Below are 18,786 nucleotides of genomic sequence, written 5' to 3'. Positions count from 1 at the left end.
GTACCGGCATCCTGGCCGCCAGGACGAGGCGCGCGGGGGCCCGCGCGCCCGAGGCTGGAGCCATGATCGCGATCTCCCTGGCCGACCTCGCCGCCGTCGTCGGCGGCACCGTGCACGGCGACCCCGCCACCGTGGTGGACGGCGCCGCCTACCTCGACTCCCGCCGTCCCGAGCCCGGCGGACTGTTCGTGGCGATCGCCGGGGAGCACGCCGACGGGCACGCGTACGCCGCCGGGGCGCACGCCGTGCTGGGCAGCCGGCCGACCGCCGCGCCGACGGTGGTGGTCCGGGATCCGCAGGTGGCGCTGGCCCGGCTGGCGCGGCACGTGGTGGACCGGGTCGCGCCGACGACGTTCGCGATCACCGGCTCGCACGGCAAGACCACCACCAAGGACCTGCTGGCGGCGGTGCTCGGCGCGGGCTCCGGGAGCTGCGTGGCCACCGCGGGCAACCTCAACAACGAGCTCGGGGTGCCGCTCACCTGCCTGCGGGTGGTGCCGGGCACCCGGGAGCTGGTGCTGGAGATGGGTGCGCGCGGGCTCGGCCACCTGGCCTGGCTGTGCGAGGTGGCGCCGCCGCAGGTCGCGGGGGTGCTGGCCGTCGGGTCGGCGCACGTGGGGGAGTTCGGGTCGCCCGCCCTGGTGGCGGCGGCGAAGGGGGAGCTCGTCGAGGCGCTGGCGCCGAGCGGCGTCGCGGTGCTGAACGCCGACGACCCGGCGGTGGCCGCGATGGCGGGGCGGACCACGGCCCGGGTGCTCACCTTCGGGACGGCCGGGGACGTCTCCTGGCGCTCGATCGCGCTGGACGGGCGGGGCCGGCCGTCGTTCGTGCTCACCCACGAGGGGCGGCAGGCGCCGGTGCGGCTCGCGCTGAGCGGACGGCACCAGGTCGCCAACGCGGCGGCTGCCGCGGCGATGGCGCTGGCCGCGGGGCACCCCCTCGACGAGGTGGCTACCGCGCTCTCGGCCGCGCGCCCCGCGGCGGCCTCGCGCAGCACGCTGGGTGAGCGCGCCGACGGCCTGCTGGTCCTCGACGACTCCTACAACGCGAACCCCGAGTCGGTGCGCGCCGCGCTGGCCACGCTGGTGGACCTGGGCCGCGGCCGTCCGGGTCGCACGGTGGCGGTGCTGGGGGAGATGCGCGAGCTGGGCGCCGCGTCCGCCGCCGCGCACGCCGCCGTCGGTGCGGTCGCGCGCGACGCCGGCGTCGACGTGCTCCTGGCGGTCGGCGAGGCGGCCTGGCCCACGGGCGGGGAGCCGGTGGCCGACCGCGACGCCGCCCTCGCCTGGCTGCGCGCACACGTCGGCCCCGGCGACACCGTGCTGGTCAAGGGCTCCCGCGCCGTGGGCATGGACGCCGTCGCGGCGGGGTTGCTGGGCTGACCCCGACGAGCTGTAACGCGGGGTTATCGTCGCTTCACACGCCTTGTGCGAGGGGTGCAGCGACGATAACCCCGCGTTACATGGGGTGGGGGCTACAGCCCCGCCGCCACCCGCGTGCCCTGCTCGATCGCCCGCTTGGCGTCCAGCTCGGCGGCGACGTCGGCGCCGCCGATCAGGTGGACGGTGACGCCCGCGGCCACCAGCTCGTCGTGCAGCCCGCGCACCGACTCCTGGCCGGTGCAGAGCACGACGTGGTCGACGGCGAGCACGTGTGCCTCGCCGTCGCGGGTGTAGTGCAGCCCCTCGTCGTCGACGCGGTCGTAGCTGACCCCGGTGACCCGCTCGACGCCGGACTGCTTGAGCACCGCGCGGTGCGCCCAGCCCGAGGTCTTGCCCAGCCCCGCGCCGATGGGCGTGGTCTTGCGCTGGAGGAGGGTGACCTCGCGCATCGGGGTGCGCGGCTTGGGCTCGGTCAGCCCGCCGCGGTGCAGCGAGGGGTCGCCGACACCCCAGTGCGCGCGCCAGTCGTCCTCGGTCTCGCGGGGGTCGTGGGTGAGCCAGTGGCTGACGTCGACGCCGATCCCGCCGGCCCCGACGACCGCCACCCGCCGGCCGGGCACCACGCGCCCGGACAGCACGTCGGCGTACGTCACGACGCTCGGGTGCTCGACGCCCTCGAGCTCCGGGACCCGCGGCTCGACGCCGGTCGCCACCACCACCTCGTCGTACGCCGGGGCGCCGGTGTGGTCGCGGGCGGTGAGGTCGGCCAGGGTCGCGGCGACGCCGAGGCGCACCTCGACGCCGAGCACCTCCAGGCGCCGGGTGAAGTAGCGCAGCGTCTCGGCGAACTCCTCCTTGCCGGGTACCGCCATCGCGAGGCGGAACTGCCCGCCGAGCTGCGTGGAGCGCTCGAAGAGGGTGACCGCCAGGCCGCGCTCGGCGGCGGACACCGCGGCGGCGAGCCCGGCCGGGCCGGCGCCGACGACCGCCACCCGGGCACGGCGCCGGGTCGGGGCGAGGACCAGCGTCGTCTCCCGCGCGGCCCGCGGGTTGACCAGGCAGGAGGCCCGGCGGTTCGCGAAGACGTGGTCCAGGCAGGCCTGGTTGCAGGCGATGCAGGTGTTGATCTCGTCGGCGCGACCGGCGGCGGCCTTGGCCACGAACTCCGGGTCGGCCAGCAGCGGGCGGGCCATCGAGACCAGGTCGGCCTCCCCGGCGGCCAGGATCTCCTCGGCGAGCTCGGGGGTGTTGATCCGGTTCGAGGCGCACACCGGGACCCCGACCTCGGCGCGCAGCCGGGCGGTGTGGGAGCGCCAGGCGCCCCGCGGGACCTGGGTGATGATCGTCGGCACGCGCGCCTCGTGCCAGCCGATGCCGGTGTTGAGGACCGTCACGCCGGCCTCCTCGAGCAGGTGCGCGAGCTCGACGACCTCCTCCCAGGTCTGCCCGTCCTCGACGAGGTCGAGCAGCGAGATCCGGTAGACGATCGGCAGGTCGGCGCCGACCAGCTCGCGGGTGCGCCGGACGACCTCGACCGGGAAGCGCATCCGCTTGGCCGCGGTGCCGCCCCACGCGTCGGTGCGGTCGTTGGTGCGTGGGGCGAGGAACTGGTTGATCAGGTAGCCCTCGGAGCCCATGATCTCGACCGCGTCGTACCCCGCCTTGACCGCGAGCGCGGCGGTGCGCGCGAACGCCGTGGCGGTGCGGTCCACGCCCCGGGTGGAGAGCGCGCGGGGGCGGAACGGCGTGATCGGCGAGCGCCGCGTCGAGGCCGAGACGCTGAACGGGTGGTAGCCGTAGCGCCCCGCGTGCAGCACCTGGAGCGCGATCGCGCCGCCGGCGTCGTGGACCGCGCCGGTGACCTCGCGGTGCCGCATCGCCTGGAGCCGGGTGGTCAGCTCGGAGGCCAGCGGCTTGAGCCAGCCGCGCTTGTCGGGGGCGTAGCCGCCGGTGACGATCAGCCCAGCGCCGCCGCGGGCGCGCTCGGAGAGGTACGCCGCCAGCGCGGGCAGGTCGCGGACCCGGTCCTCCAGCCCGGTGTGCATCGAGCCCATCACCACCCGGTTGCGCAGGGTGAGCGGGCCGAGCGTGAGCGGCGCGAGCAGGTGCGGGTAGTGGCTCATCGGTGGGCCTCCAGGTAGTCGGTCAGCCACGCCACCCAGAACTCCTCCAGCCGGATCCCGCCGCGCAGGACGAGGTGCTGGTCGAGCTCGAGGCCGGTGAGGGCGGACGGGTCGGGGTGGTCGCGCGCCTCGAGGAAGCGGTAGTGCTCCAGACGTGCGAGGTGGTCGGCGAGGGCGTCGCGCACCACGGCCAGCACGGCGTCGCGGTCGCCGAAGGAGGCGCCACGCATCTTCACGGCCAGGTCGCTGCGCGAGGGCTCGGTGACCGACGGCTCGCCCAGCCAGGCGGCCAGCGCCGCGCGGCCGGCCGGCGACACGGCGTACACCTTGGTGGTGGGCCGGTCGGTGTGGGTCACCTCGGTGGCGGTGAGCCAGTCCTGAGCCTCCATCCGGGCCAGGGTCCGGTAGATCTGCTGGTGCGTGGCGCTCCAGAAGAACCCCAGCGAGCGCTCGAAGCGCCGGGTCAGGTCCGCGCCGGAGGCGGGCTGCTCGCTCAGCGCGACGAGCAGCGCGTGGTCCAGGGCCATGACGCCACCCTGACCCACCTATGCAACAAGGTGCAATCCCCCGCCACGCGGTTCGTCGGTGACCTGGCTCACTCGTGCACGGTCGCGGCGGGTCGCGACCGTGCCGCGGCCTACGATTCGACCCATGCGTCTGCGTCGTAGCTCCCTGGCCGTCCCCGCCGTCCTCAGCCTCGCCCTCCTCGGTGCCTGCGCCCCCGAGGACGACGGTGCGAGCGACCCGGCGGGGACCTCCTCGCCGGGCGCCGCGGCGGCCGACCCCGCCGAGTGCGCCGAGGGCGCGACGTTCATCGAGGACGGCAAGCTCACCATCGGCACCGACTCCCCGGCGTACGAGCCGTGGTTCGTCGACAACGACGCGACCAACGGTGAGGGCTTCGAGTCCGCGGTGGCCTACGAGGTCGCCGAGCGCCTCGGCTTCGACGCCGACCAGGTCGAGTGGGTGCGGGTGCGGTTCAACGCCTCCTACGCGCCGGGGCGGAAGGGCTTCGACTTCGACATCAACCAGATCTCGATCACCCCCGCGCGCGCCGAGGTCGTGGACTTCTCCGACGGCTACTACTCCGCGGCGCAGGCCGTGATCGCGCTCGAGGGCACCGACGGCGCGAAGGCGACCAGCATCTCCGACCTCCAGGGCCTCAAGCTCGGCGCCCAGACCGGCACCACCTCGCTCACCGCCATCCGCGACGTCATCGAGCCCGGCGCCGAGCCGCTGGTCTTCGAGGACACCAACGCCGCCAAGCAGGCGCTGCTCAACGGCCAGGTCGACGCGATCCTGGCCGACCTGCCGACCGCGTTCTACATCTCCAACGTCGAGATCGAGGGCTCCGAGATCATCGGGCAGTTCCAGCCCGACACCGGTGACCAGGAGGAGTTCGGCATGCTCTTCGAGAAGGGCAGCGACCTGGTCCCGTGCGTCGACGCCGCGCTCGCCGAGATGCGCGAGGACGGCACGCTCGAGCAGATCGAGACCGAGTGGCTCTCCGACGTCGTGGGCGTGCCCGAGCTGTCCTGATCGAGACGGGTCCTCCGGCGCCGCCGCACCCGTGTTGACTGTGCCCCATGACTGACACCTGGGCGCCGAGCGAGCGCGAGCTCGAGCGGCGCCGGGTGCGTCGCGCCCGCCGCCGGTCCTCGGTGCTGGTGGCGACGGCCGCGACGGTCGTCGTCTTCGCGCTCCTCGCCGTCGCGATCACCAGCACCCCCGGCTGGGACCGGGTCCGTGAGACGTTCTTCGATCTCGGGCACGCCCGGGACGTGCTGCCCGAGATCTGGGCGGTGTTCTGGAAGAACGTGCTGATCTTCCTCGCCGCCGAGCCGTTCATCCTGCTGCTCGGCCTGGCGCTCGCGCTGATCCGGGTCTCGCGCTCCGCACTGCTCATGCCGCTGCGCATCGTCGCGGTGCTGTGGACCGACGTGCTGCGCGGCGTCCCCACGGTGCTGTTGATCCTGCTGTTCGGGTTCGGCGTCCCGGCGCTGCAGCTGGAGGGGCTGACCGACAGCGGGATGTTCTGGGCGGCCGTCGCGCTGGTGCTGTCCTACTCCGCCTATGTCGCCGAGGTCTTCCGCGCGGGCATCGACTCCATCCACCCCTCCCAGCTCAACAGCGCCTCGGCGCTCGGGCTGAGCCGCGGGCAGGCGCTGCGCTTCGTGGTGGTGCCGCAGGCGGTGCGCCGGGTGGTGCCGCCGCTGCTCAACGACTTCGTCTCGCTGCAGAAGGACACTGCCCTGGTGTCCCTCGTGGGGGCCTTCGACGCGGTGGCCGCCGCGCGCGACTACACGGCGTACAACTTCAACTACACGGCGTACGTCGTGGTCGCGCTGTTCTTCGTGGTGCTCACGGTGCCGCTGGCGCGGTTCACCGACTGGCTCCAGCGGCGCTGGGTCGAGAAGGAACGGGCGGGTGCCCTATGACCGGCCCGCTGCTGGAGGTCCGCGACCTGCGCAAGACCTACGGCGAACGCCTCGTGCTCGACGGCGTCTCGCTGACCGTGAACCCCCACGACGTGGTCTGCCTGATCGGCTCCTCCGGCTCGGGCAAGTCCACGCTGCTGCGCTGCATCGACCTGCTCGAGGACATCGACGACGGGGTGATCCGCTTCGAGGGCCGCGAGATCTCCGACCCCCGCGTCGACCCGCGCGAGGTGCGCCAGCGCATGGGAATGGTCTTCCAGGCCTACAACCTCTTCCCGCACCTCAGCGTCCTGGACAACTGCACGCTCGCGCCGCGCCGGGTGCACGGCGTCTCCCGGGCCGCGGCCGAGGAGCGGGCCCGCGACCTGCTGGGCCGCTTCGGGCTCGCGGCCGAGGCCGACAAGCACCCCGACCGGCTCTCCGGCGGCCAGCAGCAGCGCGCCGCCCTGGTCCGCGCGCTGTGCACCGGGCCGAGCCTGCTGCTGCTCGACGAGATCACCGCGGCCCTGGACCCCCAGCTGGTCGGCGAGGTCCTCGGCATCGTCCGCGCCGAGGCCGCCGCCGGCACCACGATGGTGATCGCCACCCACGAGATGGCCTTCGCCCGCGAGGTCGCCACCAGCGTCTGCTTCCTCGACGGCGGCCGGATCCTCGAGCAGGGCCCGCCCGAGGAGATCTTCCAGCGCCCCCGTGAGCCCCGCACGCAGGAGTTCCTGCGGCGGGTCCTGCCGGCCTGAGTCGGGCCCGCCCGCCCGACCCCCTCCCACTGTGACAGTGGTTCTGTCATGATCGGCGCCATGACGTACCAACTGGGGCAGGGCAGCGGACCGCTGCGCGGGGTGAAGGTCGTGGAGATCGCAGGGATCGGGCCCGGCCCGCACGCCTGCATGATCCTCGCCGACCTCGGCGCCGACGTGATCCGCATCGAGCGCCCGGGCGGTCAGGCGCTGGCCGGCGGGGCCGGCAACCTGCTCAACCGCGGGCGTCCCAGCGTCGCGCTCAACCTCAAGGACCCCGAGGCCACCAAGACCGTGCTGGAGCTGGTCGCCGACGCCGACGTGCTCGTCGAGGGCATGCGCCCCGGCGTGACCGAGCGGCTCGGGCTCGGTCCCGAGGACTGCCACGCGATCAACCCGCGCCTGGTCTACGGCCGGATGACCGGGTGGGGCCAGGACGGCCCGCTCGCCCAGGCCGCCGGGCACGACATGAACTACATCGCGATCACCGGCACCCTCTACGGCCTCGGCCAGGACAAGACCCGCCCGCACTTCCCGACCAACCTGGTCGGCGACTTCGGCGGCGGCTCGACGTACCTCGTGATCGGCATCCTCGCCGCGCTCCTCGAGGCGCGGCTCTCGGGGCGCGGCCAGGTCGTCGACGCCGCGATCGTCGACGGCACCGCCCACCTCAACGCGATGGGCGCGGCGTTCCTCGCGATGGGGACCTTCACCGAGGAGCGGGCGTCGAACCTGCTCGACGGCGGGATGCCCTTCTACGACATCTACGAGACCGCCGACGGGCGCCACATGTCGGTCGGGGCGCTGGAGCCGCAGTTCTTCGACGCGTTCGTGACCCTGCTCGGCATCAAGGACCGCGCCCCCGGGCAGTTCGAGCTCGAGCGCAGCGACGAGCTGCGCCGGCTGATCACCGAGGCGTTCGCCGCCCGCACGCAGGCGGAGTGGGTCGAGGTCTTCGAGGGCAGCGACGCCTGCGTCGCCGGCATCATCCCGATCAGCGAGGCGGTCGACCACCCCCACATGGCCGCCCGCGAGGTGTTCGTGGAGAAGGACGGCTTCGTCCAGCCGCAGCCCGCGCCGCGCTTCTCGCGCACCCGCGCGAGCATCGGCACGCCCCCGCCCGCCAGCGCCGGCGAGCAGACCCGCGAGGCGCTCACCGCGTGGGGGATCGCCGACGTCGACGGGCTCCTCGAGCGCGGCGTCGCGGTGCAGGCCTGAACCGCCGCCGGCCGGGGCACTGGGAGCGGATGGACACCGACGGAGCCGACAGATGAGGCCGTTCCTGTTCCTCGGCACCCGCCCCGAGGACGACGCCGCCGACTCCGAGTACGACGCGATCCTGCGCTGCACCGGCCTGGCCGAGCGCGACGTACGACGGGTGCGGCTGGACCGTGGACCGCTCGCGGACGCGGTCGGCCACGTCGACCTCGCGGACTGGTCGGGGATCGTGCTGGGCGGCGGGCCCTACACGGTGAGCGACCCGCCGCAGCTCAAGGGACCCGACCAGCTGCGCGCCGAGATCGAGCTGCGCGAGCTGGTCGAGCGGGTCGTGGCGGCGGACGTGCCGTTCCTCGGCGCCTGCTACGGCATCGGCACCCTCGGCGGCCTGCGCGGCGGCCACGTCGACCGGGAGTACGGCGAGCCGATCGGCGCGGTGACGGTGCGGCTCACCGAGGCCGGGACGAGGGACCCGCTGCTGTCCACGATGCCGCCGGAGTTCCAGGCGTTCGTCGGGCACAAGGAGGCGGTGAGCCGGCTGCCTGAGGGCGGGGTGCTGCTGGCGTCGTCCTCGACCTGCCCGGTGCAGGCCTTCCGGCTCGGGACGCGGGTCTACGCCACCCAGTTCCACCCCGAGCTCGACGACGCGGGCCTGGTCGAGCGGATCCAGATCTACCGCGACCACGGCTACTTCGAGCCGCTCGAGGAGGCCGAGCTGATCGCCCACGCGCGTACGGCGGTGGTGACCGAGCCGCCACGGCTGCTGGCGCGCTTCGTCGAGCTGTTCGCGCGCTGAGCCTTTCCGTCCGGTCGGCCCGGGGGCCTGGGACCTCCGGCCCTGTCCGGCGTCCGTGCCGGGACCTAGGTTGGTCGCAGGCACCACGAGAAGGAGACACGATGCCCGGCGACGACGAGATCATCACCGACCTGGACACCGAAGAGTGCTGGCAGTTGCTGCGCTCCCACGAACTCGCCCGCCTGGCCTTCCGGCTGGTCGACGAGGTCCACCTGGTGCCGATCAACTACGCGGTCGACCACGACACCTTGCTGTTCCGCTCCGCCGAGGGCGAGAAGCTGCTCGGGGTGGTCATGCACGGCGAGGTCGTCCTGGAGATCGACGAGCACGACGACGAGATCGCGCGCAGCGTGATCGTGCGCGGCCAGGCCCGGCGGCTCGAGGAGGACGAGGCGCACCGCGCCGACAACATCGCGCTGCGGCCCTGGGTCGGGACACTGAAGTACAACGTCGTCGAGATCGTGCCGCGCGAGATCACCGGACGTCGCTTCGTGCTGGGCCGGCCTTGGACCCACTACCTGCCGGAGTCCTGAGGGCGGGGCGGGCCAACCGCCCGCGCCCTACGCTGCGGGGCATGAGCGCCGACCCCGCCCCCGCCCCCGCCCCCGAGCACGTCGACGTCCTGGTGATCGGTGCGGGCCTGTCCGGTCTCGGCGCGGCCGCCCAGCTGCGCGAGCACCACCCGGGACGCCGCGTGGCCGTGCTGGAGGCGCGCGCGGTCAGCGGCGGGACCTGGGACCTGTTCCGCTACCCCGGCATCCGCTCGGACTCCGACATGTTCACCTTCGGCTACCGCTGGCGGCCCTGGGTGGGCGACACCGCGCTCGCCGACGGGGACCTGATCCTCGACTACGTGCGCACCGTCGCGCGCGAGCGCGGCGTGGACCGGCTGGTGCGCTACGGCCACCGGGTCGTGGGCGCCGACTGGGACTCCGCCCGCGCGCACTGGCGCGTGGAGATCGACCGGGACGGCGAGCCGGTGACCATGACCGCCGGCTTCGTGCACTGCTGCTCGGGCTACTACGACTACGAGCGCGGCCACACCCCCGAGCTGCCCGGGATCGAACGGTTCGCGGGCCGGGTCGTGCACCCCCAGCACTGGCCCGAGGACCTCGCCTACGACGGCAGGCGGGTGGTGGTGATCGGCAGCGGGGCCACCGCGATCACGCTCGTCCCGGCGATGGCCGACACCGCCGCGCACGTGACGATGCTGCAGCGCTCCCCGACGTACGTCCTGTCCCGGCCGGGCCGCGACCCCGTCGCCAAGGCGCTGGGTCGGCTGCCGCGGCGCCTCGCCTTCCCGGTGGTGCGCTGGAAGAACATCCTCCAGGCGATGGCGTTCTACCAGCTCGCCCGTCGGCGCCCCGGCGTCGTCAAGCGGATCATCCGCTCCGGCGTCACCGCGCAGCTGCCCGCCGAGGTCGACGTCGACACCCACTTCCGCCCTGCGTACGACCCGTGGGACCAGAGGCTGTGCTTCGTGCCGGACGGCGACCTGTTCCGCGCCCTGCGCCGCGGCGACGCCTCGGTCGTGACCGGCACGATCGAGACCTTCACCGAGCACGGGATCCGGCTGGCCTCGGGGGAGGAGCTGGCCGCCGACCTCGTGGTGACCGCGACCGGGCTGCGGCTGCTGCCGTTCGGCGGCATCGCGCTCAGCGTCGACGGCGCGCCCGTCACGCTCCCCGAGACCATGGCCTACAAGGCGCTGATGCTGAGCGGGGTGCCCAACTTCGCCTACACGATCGGCTACACCAACGCCTCGTGGACGCTCAAGGCCGACCTGGTCAGCGAGTACGTCGTCCGGCTGCTGCACCACCTGGACCAGCGCGGCGCCCGCAGCGTCGTACCGGTGCGGGACCCGGAGGTCGCCGAGCGCCCGTTCATGGACTTCCAGTCCGGCTACGTCCTGCGGGCGCTGGACCGGCTGCCGCGGCAGGGCGACCGGGCGCCGTGGATGCTCAAGCAGAACTACCTCACCGACCTGCGCACGATCCGCCGGGACCCGATCGACGACGGGGTGCTCCGTTTCGCCTGAACGGGTACCAGAGGTCTCCGCAACGTTCGAGGAGGACCTGATGGGATTCACCGACAAGGCGAAGAACAAGGCCGAGGAGCTCGGCGGCAAGGGCAAGGAGAAGACCGGTGAGGCCACCGGCGACCGCGACCTCCAGGCCGAGGGCAAGGGCGACCAGGCGTCGGCCGGCGTGAAGCAGGCCGGCGAGCACGTCAAGGACGCCGCCAAGGACATCAAGGACGGCCTGAAGTAGCCGCTGTCGACACGATTGGTGCGCCGGGACGGTTTCACGCCGCCCCGGCGCGCCATTGGTGCCGACTCGCGCAACCACGAGCGCCGACTCGCGCAACCAGTCGGGCCGACTCGCGGCAGGGATGTGACTCAGCCGTCGGCGCGGGGATGCGAGAGATCACGCCCGCCACCCGTACGCTGCGAACGCGGCCCGTCCTGTCTTGCCTCGGGCCTGCTGTTCGTCCCTGTGGCTCCGTCACCGGAGCCGGACGAGCCCCTTCTTCTGGCGAGACACACCGCCACAGTGAGTGATACCTCTTTTGTCTTCCTCTTCCTTCGCCGACCTCGGCGTGCCCTCTGACCTCGTCGCCCTGCTCACCGAGCGCGGCATCACGGTCCCCTCGCCGATCCAGGCTGCGACCCTTCCCGACTCGATGGCCGGGCGCGACGTGCTCGGCCGTGGCCGCACCGGCTCCGGCAAGACCTACGCGTTCCTGCTGCCGCTGGTCACCCGCCTGCGCAGCGCCGGTCGCCGCTCGGCCGCCGGCCGCCCCCGCGCCCTGATCCTGGCCCCGACCCGCGAGCTGGTCGGCCAGATCAAGGAGGCGCTGGACCCGCTGGCCTCGGCCGCCGGTCTCACCACCCAGACCATCTTCGGCGGCGTCGGGCAGAACCCCCAGGTCGCCGGCCTGCGCCGCGGCGTGGACATCGTGCTGGCCTGCCCGGGCCGCCTCGAGGACCTGATCAGCCAGGGTCACTGCGACCTCGGCTCGATCGAGGTCACGATCCTCGACGAGGCCGACCACATGGCCGACCTCGGCTTCCTGCCGGCCGTGCGCCGCATCATGGACAAGACGCCCCGCGAGGGCCAGCGCCTGCTGTTCTCGGCGACCCTCGACAACGGCATCAACGTGCTGGTCAAGCGGTTCCTCAACCAGCCCGTGACCCACGAGGCCGACTCGGCCCAGTCGCCGGTCTCCACGATGGACCACCACGTGCTCCACCTCGCCCGCGAGCAGCGCGTCCCGGTCCTGGTGGACCTGGCCAGCGCCCCCGGCCGCACGGTGGTCTTCACCCGCACCAAGCACGGTGCCAAGGCGCTGACCCGCCAGCTGAACAAGTCCGGCGTGCCCACGGTCGAGCTGCACGGCAACCTCAGCCAGAACGCCCGCACCCGCAACATGGACGCCTTCCACGCCGGCAAGGCCAGCACCCTGGTCGCGACCGACATCGCCGCGCGCGGCATCCACGTCGACGACGTCGCCCTCGTGGTCCACGCCGACCCGCCGGCCGAGCACAAGGCCTACCTGCACCGCTCGGGCCGTACGGCGCGCGCCGGCGCGGCGGGCACCGTCATCACGCTGATGACCGACGACCAGGTCCGCGACGTGCGCGACCTGACCCGTGCGGCCGGCATCAAGCCGACGATCACCAAGATCGACGGCCCGAAGCACCCGATGCTGAACACGCTTGCTCCCGGTGACCGCACGGTCGTCATCGGCGGCCTCGAGCTCGAGGTCCCGGCGCAGGCCCCCGGCCGTCGCCCCTCGGGTGATGGCCCGTCCGGCAACGGCGGCGGTCGCAACCGTCGTCGCGGCGGTGCCGGTGGTGGCCAGGGCGGCGGACGCTCCGGTGGCCAGGGCAGCGCCCGCTCGGGCAGCAAGCCCGCCGGCACCAAGCCCGCCGGCCGCTCGGGCCGACCCGCCCGCGGTGGCAGCAGCGGTGGCGCCAGCGCCGCCGGCGGCAGCCACAGCGCGGCGAGCTTCTCCTCGGGTCGCCGCTAACCTCGAAACCCATGAGCCCGGTGCGCAGCTGGTTGCAGCGCTCCCTGTGGGAGGTCGTCCCGCGCGATCACCGCGAGACGCCCACCGCGCTGCGCCGCCGCCAGCTGGTGACGCTCGGGTTCGTGTTGATCGGCGCGGTCGTGCTCGGACTGTCGCTGCGGATCGAGCCGGGGAGTCCCTGGTTCTATCCCGCGACGTTCGGGCTCGCCGGCGTGTGGGCGCTCGGGGCGTTCTGCTCCGGGCCCCTGCACCTGGGCCGCATCGCCCGGCGTGGCGAGCTGGTCCGGCCCTGGGCGACCCCGGTCGCCCTCGGGGTCGGGCTGGCCGCCCTCTTCGTGGTCGGCGGCCTGGTCGTGCGCGAGCTGCCCTGGCTCTCGGGCCAGGTCAGCTCGGTGCTCGACTTCGCCGACCAGGGCTCGGTGCCGCTGCTCGTGGTGATCACCGCGGTCAACGGCGTCGCCGAGGAGCTGTTCTTCCGCGGCGCTGCGTACGCCGCGATCCCGCGGCACCCGGTCGCCTGGACGACGCTGGCCTACGGCGTCGCGACCCTCGCGACCGGCAACGTGATGCTGTCCTTCGCGGCCCTGCTGCTCGGCGTGGTCGTCGGGCTGGAGCGCCGCGCGTCGGGCGGCATCCTCGCGCCGATCCTCACCCACTGCACCTGGTCGCTGTCGATGCTGCTGGTGCTCCCGCTGGTCTTCGGGGCCTGAGCCTCAGCCCTCCGCGAGCGCCTGGCGCACCGCGTCGGCGTACGTCATCGGCTCCCCGGGCACGATCGAGCGGATCGCGGGGTCGGTGACCACCACCTTGTTGCCCATCGACTCGATCAGGTTGGCGGCGGTCGTGGTGTCCACGCCGGTGACCAGGGTGATCCACCACGACGAGAGCACCGGCGTACCGACCGGTGCCTGCAGGATCGGCAGCCGGCGCCCGTGCATCTCGCGCGCCGCCTGCTGGAGCATCTCCAGGTAGGTCAGCTGGTCGGCGCCGCCGATCTCCAGCACCCGCCCCACGGCCCGGTCGTTGTCGACCACGCCGGCCAGGTAGCGCACCACGTCGTCGATCGCGATCGGCTGGGTGAGCGTCGCGGCCCAGCGCGGGACGACCATCGCGGGCAGGTTCTTGACCAGCCGCCGGGTCATCTCCCAGGAGATGCCGCCGGCCCCGACCACGATCGCGGCGCGCAGCGCGGTGACCGGTACGCCGCCCTCTCCGAGCAGCTGCTCGACCTCCCGGCGCGAGCGCAGGTGCGGGGAGAGCGTCTCGTCCTCGGCGCCGAGACCGCCCAGGTAGACCAGCTGGCGCACCCCGTTGGCGGCCGCGGCGAGCCCGAAGCCTCGTGCCGCGTCGGCGTCCTTGCGCTCGAAGTCGTCGTCGTCGAGGGAGTGCACGAGATAGATCGCGACGTCCACGTCCGTCAGCGCGTCGGCCAGCGTGCCCGGGTCGTGCACGTCGCCGAAGACCGGCTCGCCGGGACCGTCGTAGGTCTCCGGGTGCCGGGTCATCGCCTTGACCCGGTGGCCGCTGTCGACGAGCGCGGGCACCAGCCGGCGCCCGACGAAGCCGGTGGCGCCCGTGACGAGCACGGTGGGGGACGGGGTCATGAGGCCACCCTAGGAACGAGCCGCAAGCGGCGCTTCCCGCTAGGAGGCCTCGCGGGGGACCTGTCCGTCGTGCGGCCCGTCGTCCGGGTCCGGGTCGGCGCGGCGGGCGCGCTCGGCGATCCGCTCGCGCTTGAGGTCGTCCATGGCCGTCTCGTAGGCGGTCACCAGGCTGGCGATCGACAGCGGCTTGAGCCGCTCGACGACCTCCTGGATCCGCTCCGGGGAGGTGCCGGCCTCCTTGTAGACCGGCCACACCATCGTGCGGAACAGCTCGTTGAGCTCGCGGGCCAGCGCCCGCCCGTGCTCGGCGTACACACCGGCGGCGGCGACCGCGGCCTCGGTGGGGAAGCCCAGGTCGAGCAGGCCGAGCCCCACGCTGAGCTGGGGCAGCGACACCTCGTAGCGCCCGCGCCGGTTGCGCACCACGATGCCCAGCGCCGACAGGGTCGCGAGGTCGTCCTCGGCGAGCGTGCGCCCGGCGCGGCGCTCCAGCTCCGACAGCGTCATCTCGTCGGGCTGGTCGGCCTGCCACGGCGCCAGCATGGTGCGGTGCAGCGCGATGTCCTCGGGGGTCGCGTCGGCCGGGATCGCCGCGACGTACTTCTCGATCGCGGCCAGGGTGAAGCCGTGGCCCTGGAGCTCCTGGACCAGCTCGAGACGGGCCACGTGGTCGGTGCCGTAGTAGCCCGAGCGGCCGCGCCGCACGGGCGGCGGCACCAGGCCCTTGGAGGTGTAGAACCGCACGTTGCGCACGCTCATGCCGATGCGCGTCGTGAGCTCATCCAGCGTGAGCAGCTCGGAAGCCTCGCTCTGGGTCATCGCCGCCCTTCCCTCCTGCTGCGCCGGGCCTGCTCCCGGGCTCACCCGCGGGGGTCGTGGTCCAGGTCACACGCGGCCAGTTGCCTGGCTGCTCTTGACCGTGACACTAATGGTGTCACAATCAAGGGACCAACCCGGGCCGAGGCCCGACCATCGACACATCTTTCGCAAGGACGGTCATGGCAGAAGCATTCGTGTACGACCACATTCGTACGCCGCGGGGCAAGGGCAAGGCGGCGGGCTCGCTGCACGAGGTCAAGCCGGTCGACCTCGTGGTCGGGCTGCTCGACGAGATCAAGGACCGCAATCCCTCCTTCGACCCCGAGCGTGTCGACGACGTCGTGCTCGGTGTCGTCTCGCCCATCGGCGACCAGGGCGGCGACATCGCGAAGACCGCGGCGCTCGCGGCCGGCTACCCCGACACCGTCGCGGGCGTCCAGCTCAACCGCTTCTGCGCCTCCGGGCTCGAGGCGGTCAACCAGGCGGCGTCCCGCGTGCGCGGCGGCTTCGAGGACCTGATCCTCGCCGGCGGCGTGGAGTCGATGAGCCGCGTCGCGATGGGCTCCGACGGTGGCGCCTGGGCCTCCGACCCGGCCACCGCGCTGAAGTCGGGCTTCGTCCCGCAGGGCATCGGTGCCGACCTGATCGCCACGCTCGGTGGCTGGAGCCGCGAGGACGTCGACGCCTACGCTGCGCAGTCCAACCACCGCGCGGCCAAGGCCTGGGCCAACGGCTACTTCGCCGACTCCGTCGTACCGGTCAAGGACATCAACGGCCTGACCGTGCTGGCCACCGACGAGCTGATCCGCCCCGACACCAGCGTGGAGAGCCTCTCCGGGCTGCGCCCGAGCTTCGCGCAGATCGGCGCGGACGCCGGCTTCGACGACGTGGCTCTGGAGAAGTACCACTGGGTGGAGCGGATCAACCACGTCCACCACGCCGGCAACTCCTCCGGCATCGTCGACGGTGCGGCCCTGGTCGCGATCGGCTCCGAGGAGGTCGGCCAGCAGCTCGGCCTGACCCCGAAGGCCCGGATCATCGCCACCGCCGTCTCCGGCGCCGACCCCACGATCATGCTCACCGGCCCGGCCCCGGCGGCGCGCAAGGCGCTCGCCAAGGCCGGTCTCGAGGTCTCCGACATCGACCTGTTCGAGATCAACGAGGCGTTCGCCGCCGTCGCGATGCGGTTCATGCGCGACATGGGCATCACCGACGAGATCACCAACGTCAACGGTGGCGCGATCGCCATGGGCCACCCGCTCGGCGCGACCGGGGCGATGATCCTCGGCACCCTCGTCGACGAGCTGCGCCGCCGCGACCTGCGCCGTGGCCTCGCCACGCTCTGCGTGGGCGGCGGCATGGGCATCGCCACCATCGTCGAGATCGTCTGACCGGCCCCTCGAACCGAAGGAACCCATACAGCGATGAGCACCACCACCACTGAGTCGGCCGTCCGCTACGAGCGCGACGCCGACGGCATCGTCACCCTGACCCTCGACGACCCCACGGCGAGCGCCAACACCATGAACGAGCTGTACAAGTCGTCGATGGCCGAGGCCATCGACCGCCTGTACGCCGAGCTGGAGGCCGACCCCGAGTCGATCACCGGCGTCGTCGTGGCCAGCGCCAAGAAGACCTTCTTCGCCGGCGGCAACCTCAAGAGCATGGTCACCGCGACCAAGGACGACGCGCAGAACGTTTTCGAGATGGCCGAGGGCATCAAGGCCGATCTGCGTCGCCTCGAGACCTTCCCGCGCCCGGTCGTCGCCGCCATCAACGGCGCCGCGCTCGGCGGCGGCTTCGAGATCTGCCTGGCCTGCAACCACCGCATCGCGGTCGACGACCCCAAGATCGCCCTCGGCCTGCCCGAGGCGACCCTCGGCCTGCTGCCCGGCGGCGGCGGCGTCACCCGGATCGTGCGCCTGCTCGGCCTGCAGTCCGGCCTGATGGAGGTGCTGCTCACCGGCGCCCAGTTCAAGCCGGCCGCCGCGAAGGAGAAGGGCCTCATCGACGAGCTCGTCGCCTCGCGCGAGGACCTGCTCCCCGCCGCGAAGGCGTGGATCGCGGCCAACCCCGAGGCCTCGCAGAACCCGTGGGACGCCAAGGGCTACAAGATGCCCGGCGGCACTCCGAAGTCCCCGGCGCTCGCCGGCTTCCTGCCGGCGTTCCCGGCGCTGCTGCGCAAGCAGACCAAGGGTGCGGTCTACCCCGCCACCCGCGCGATCCTGTCCGCCGCGGTCGAGGGCGCGCAGGTCGACTTCGACACCGCCTCGCGCATCGAGTCGCGCTACCTCACCAACCTGGTGATCAACCAGGGCGCCAAGAACATGATCCAGGCGTTCTTCTTCGACCTCCAGGCGATCAAGTCCGGCTCGCTGCGCCCGCAGGGCATCGAGCCGTGGAAGGCCACCAAGGTCGGCGTCCTCGGCGCCGGCATGATGGGCGCCGGCATCGCCTACGTCTGCGCCCGCGCCGGCATGCAGGTCGTGCTCAAGGACGTCTCGGCCGAGAACGCCGCCAAGGGCAAGGCCTACTCCGAGAAGATCAACGCCAAGGCGGTCGGCCGCGGCAAGCTCACCGAGGAGAAGAGCCAGGAGCTGCTCGACCGGATCCTGCCCACCGGGGACGCCTCCGACCTCGCCGGCTGCGACCTGGTGATCGAGGCGGTCTTCGAGGACCCCGAGCTCAAGGCGAAGGTGTTCGCCGAGGTCGCGCCGTACGTCAACGACGACGCGCTGCTGTGCTCCAACACCTCCACCCTGCCGATCAGCGAGCTCGCCACTGGCGTGGACCGCCCGGCGGACTTCATCGGCCTGCACTTCTTCTCGCCGGTCGACAAGATGCCGCTGGTGGAGATCATCCGCGGCAAGGAGACCTCCGACGTCGCGCTGGCCAAGGCCTACGACGTGGTCCAGCAGATCCGCAAGACCCCGATCGTGGTCAACGACAGCCGCGGCTTCTACACCTCGCGGGTCATCGGGTTCATGGTCAACGAGGGCATGGCGATGCTCGCCGAGGGCGTGCAGCCCTGGACCATCGAGCGGGCCACCACCCAGGCCGGCTACCCGGCCCCGGTGCTGCAGCTCTCCGACGAGCTCAACCTGGAGCTGATGTCGAAGATCGCCGCCGCGACCAAGGCCGCCGCCGAGCGCGACGGCTCGACGTACGACGCCCACCCGGGCACCGTCGTGGTGGACAGGATGATCGAGGCGGGTCGCCCCGGGCGGCTGCGCGGCAAGGGCTTCTACGACTACGACGAGTCCGGCAAGCGCGGCTCGATCTGGTCGGGGCTGGCCGAGCTGTTCCCGGTCGCCGAGGAGCAGCCCTCGATCCAGGACTGCAAGGACCGGATGCTGTTCGCGGAGGCGCTCGAGACCGCGAAGTGCTTCGAGGAGGGCGTGATCACCTCCGCTGCGGCCGCCAACATCGGCTCGATCATGGGCATCGGCTTCCCGCCCATGACCGGCGGCGCGGCGCAGTTCATGACCGGCTACGAGGGCGCCGACGGCGAGATCGGCCTGGCCGCCTTCGTGGCCCGCGCCGACGAGCTGGCCGAGAAGTACGGCGACCGCTTCCGCCCCACGGCGTACCTGCGCGAGCTCGCCGCCAGCGGCGGGTCGTTCCCGGCCTGATCGCA

General features: G+C 72.9%; 17 protein-coding genes. 13 read left to right on the top strand and 4 right to left on the bottom strand.

The window, feature by feature from the left end; genetic code table 11:
- Positions 1–62 precede the first annotated feature (62 nt).
- Complete coding sequence (locus HBO46_RS19980) at positions 63–1,382, top strand: UDP-N-acetylmuramoyl-tripeptide--D-alanyl-D-alanine ligase (protein ID WP_166134948.1); 1,320 nt, start codon at positions 63–65, stop codon at positions 1,380–1,382.
- Positions 1,383–1,474: 92 nt separating this feature from the next.
- Here HBO46_RS19980 and HBO46_RS19975 read toward each other — a convergent pair whose 3' ends face one another.
- Complete coding sequence (locus tag HBO46_RS19975; RefSeq protein WP_166134945.1) at positions 1,475–3,505, bottom strand: NADPH-dependent 2,4-dienoyl-CoA reductase; 2,031 nt, start codon at positions 3,503–3,505, stop codon at positions 1,475–1,477.
- Positions 3,502–4,032: a PadR family transcriptional regulator gene (locus HBO46_RS19970; protein ID WP_166134942.1), complete on the bottom strand. Its 531-nt coding sequence runs from the start codon at positions 4,030–4,032 to the stop codon at positions 3,502–3,504. Before HBO46_RS19970 ends, HBO46_RS19975 begins: the two co-directional genes overlap by 4 nt.
- 124 nt (positions 4,033–4,156) lie before the next feature.
- Here HBO46_RS19970 and HBO46_RS19965 point away from each other — a divergent pair, with 124 nt between their 5' ends.
- The 10 genes from HBO46_RS19965 to HBO46_RS19920 all read left to right on the top strand — a co-directional run bounded on the left by HBO46_RS19965 (position 4,157) and on the right by HBO46_RS19920 (position 13,436).
- The gene (locus HBO46_RS19965) at positions 4,157–5,044 is read left to right on the top strand and encodes an ABC transporter substrate-binding protein (protein WP_166134939.1); all 888 of its coding nucleotides are present in this window, start codon (positions 4,157–4,159) and stop codon (positions 5,042–5,044) included.
- A gap of 47 nt (positions 5,045–5,091) precedes the next feature.
- Entirely contained in the window at positions 5,092–5,943 is an 852-nt protein-coding gene (locus HBO46_RS19960) for an amino acid ABC transporter permease (protein ID WP_166134936.1), read from the top strand.
- Positions 5,940–6,680: an amino acid ABC transporter ATP-binding protein gene (locus HBO46_RS19955; protein ID WP_166134933.1), complete on the top strand. Its 741-nt coding sequence runs from the start codon at positions 5,940–5,942 to the stop codon at positions 6,678–6,680. Before HBO46_RS19960 ends, HBO46_RS19955 begins: the two co-directional genes overlap by 4 nt.
- A gap of 60 nt (positions 6,681–6,740) precedes the next feature.
- Positions 6,741–7,898, top strand: coding sequence for a CaiB/BaiF CoA transferase family protein (locus HBO46_RS19950; RefSeq protein ID WP_166134930.1), 1,158 nt, complete (start codon positions 6,741–6,743; stop codon positions 7,896–7,898).
- Positions 7,899–7,950: 52 nt separating this feature from the next.
- A complete protein-coding gene (locus HBO46_RS19945; protein WP_166134927.1) occupies positions 7,951–8,694 on the top strand; it encodes a glutamine amidotransferase in 744 nt (247 codons plus the stop codon).
- Positions 8,695–8,795: 101 nt separating this feature from the next.
- Complete coding sequence (locus HBO46_RS19940) at positions 8,796–9,227, top strand: pyridoxamine 5'-phosphate oxidase family protein (RefSeq protein ID WP_166134924.1); 432 nt, start codon at positions 8,796–8,798, stop codon at positions 9,225–9,227.
- 41 nt (positions 9,228–9,268) lie between these two features.
- Complete coding sequence (locus HBO46_RS19935; protein WP_166134921.1) at positions 9,269–10,732, top strand: flavin-containing monooxygenase; 1,464 nt, start codon at positions 9,269–9,271, stop codon at positions 10,730–10,732.
- 40 nt (positions 10,733–10,772) lie between these two features.
- Positions 10,773–10,964, top strand: coding sequence for a CsbD family protein (locus tag HBO46_RS19930; RefSeq protein WP_153325443.1), 192 nt, complete (start codon positions 10,773–10,775; stop codon positions 10,962–10,964).
- 328 nt (positions 10,965–11,292) lie between these two features.
- Positions 11,293–12,726, top strand: coding sequence for a DEAD/DEAH box helicase (locus HBO46_RS19925; protein WP_224769268.1), 1,434 nt, complete (start codon positions 11,293–11,295; stop codon positions 12,724–12,726).
- 11 nt (positions 12,727–12,737) lie between these two features.
- Positions 12,738–13,436: a type II CAAX endopeptidase family protein gene (locus HBO46_RS19920; protein ID WP_166134915.1), complete on the top strand. Its 699-nt coding sequence runs from the start codon at positions 12,738–12,740 to the stop codon at positions 13,434–13,436.
- 3 nt (positions 13,437–13,439) lie between these two features.
- Here the strand turns inward: HBO46_RS19920 and HBO46_RS19915 are convergent, their stop codons facing one another.
- Together HBO46_RS19915 and HBO46_RS19910 are read right to left on the bottom strand one after the other, a co-directional pair.
- Entirely contained in the window at positions 13,440–14,330 is an 891-nt protein-coding gene (locus HBO46_RS19915; protein ID WP_166134912.1) for an NAD(P)H-binding protein, read from the bottom strand.
- A 39-nt stretch (positions 14,331–14,369) separates the two neighbouring features.
- A complete protein-coding gene (locus HBO46_RS19910) occupies positions 14,370–15,149 on the bottom strand; it encodes a MerR family transcriptional regulator (RefSeq protein WP_166134909.1) in 780 nt (259 codons plus the stop codon).
- A 179-nt stretch (positions 15,150–15,328) separates the two neighbouring features.
- Between HBO46_RS19910 and HBO46_RS19905 the strand changes: the two genes are divergently transcribed.
- On the top strand, positions 15,329–16,540 hold the full coding sequence (locus HBO46_RS19905) for an acetyl-CoA C-acetyltransferase (RefSeq protein WP_166134906.1): 1,212 nt from the start codon (positions 15,329–15,331) through the stop codon (positions 16,538–16,540).
- 33 nt (positions 16,541–16,573) lie between these two features.
- Positions 16,574–18,781, top strand: a complete 2,208-nt coding sequence (locus tag HBO46_RS19900; protein WP_166134904.1) for a 3-hydroxyacyl-CoA dehydrogenase NAD-binding domain-containing protein — start codon at positions 16,574–16,576, stop codon at positions 18,779–18,781.
- The last annotated feature ends 5 nt before the right edge of the window (positions 18,782–18,786 follow it).

Origin of the sequence: Nocardioides ochotonae (assembly GCF_011420305.2) — a bacterium.
GTDB lineage: Bacteria > Actinomycetota > Actinomycetes > Propionibacteriales > Nocardioidaceae > Nocardioides > Nocardioides ochotonae.
This window is presented reverse-complemented; position numbering and strand designations above follow the sequence as displayed.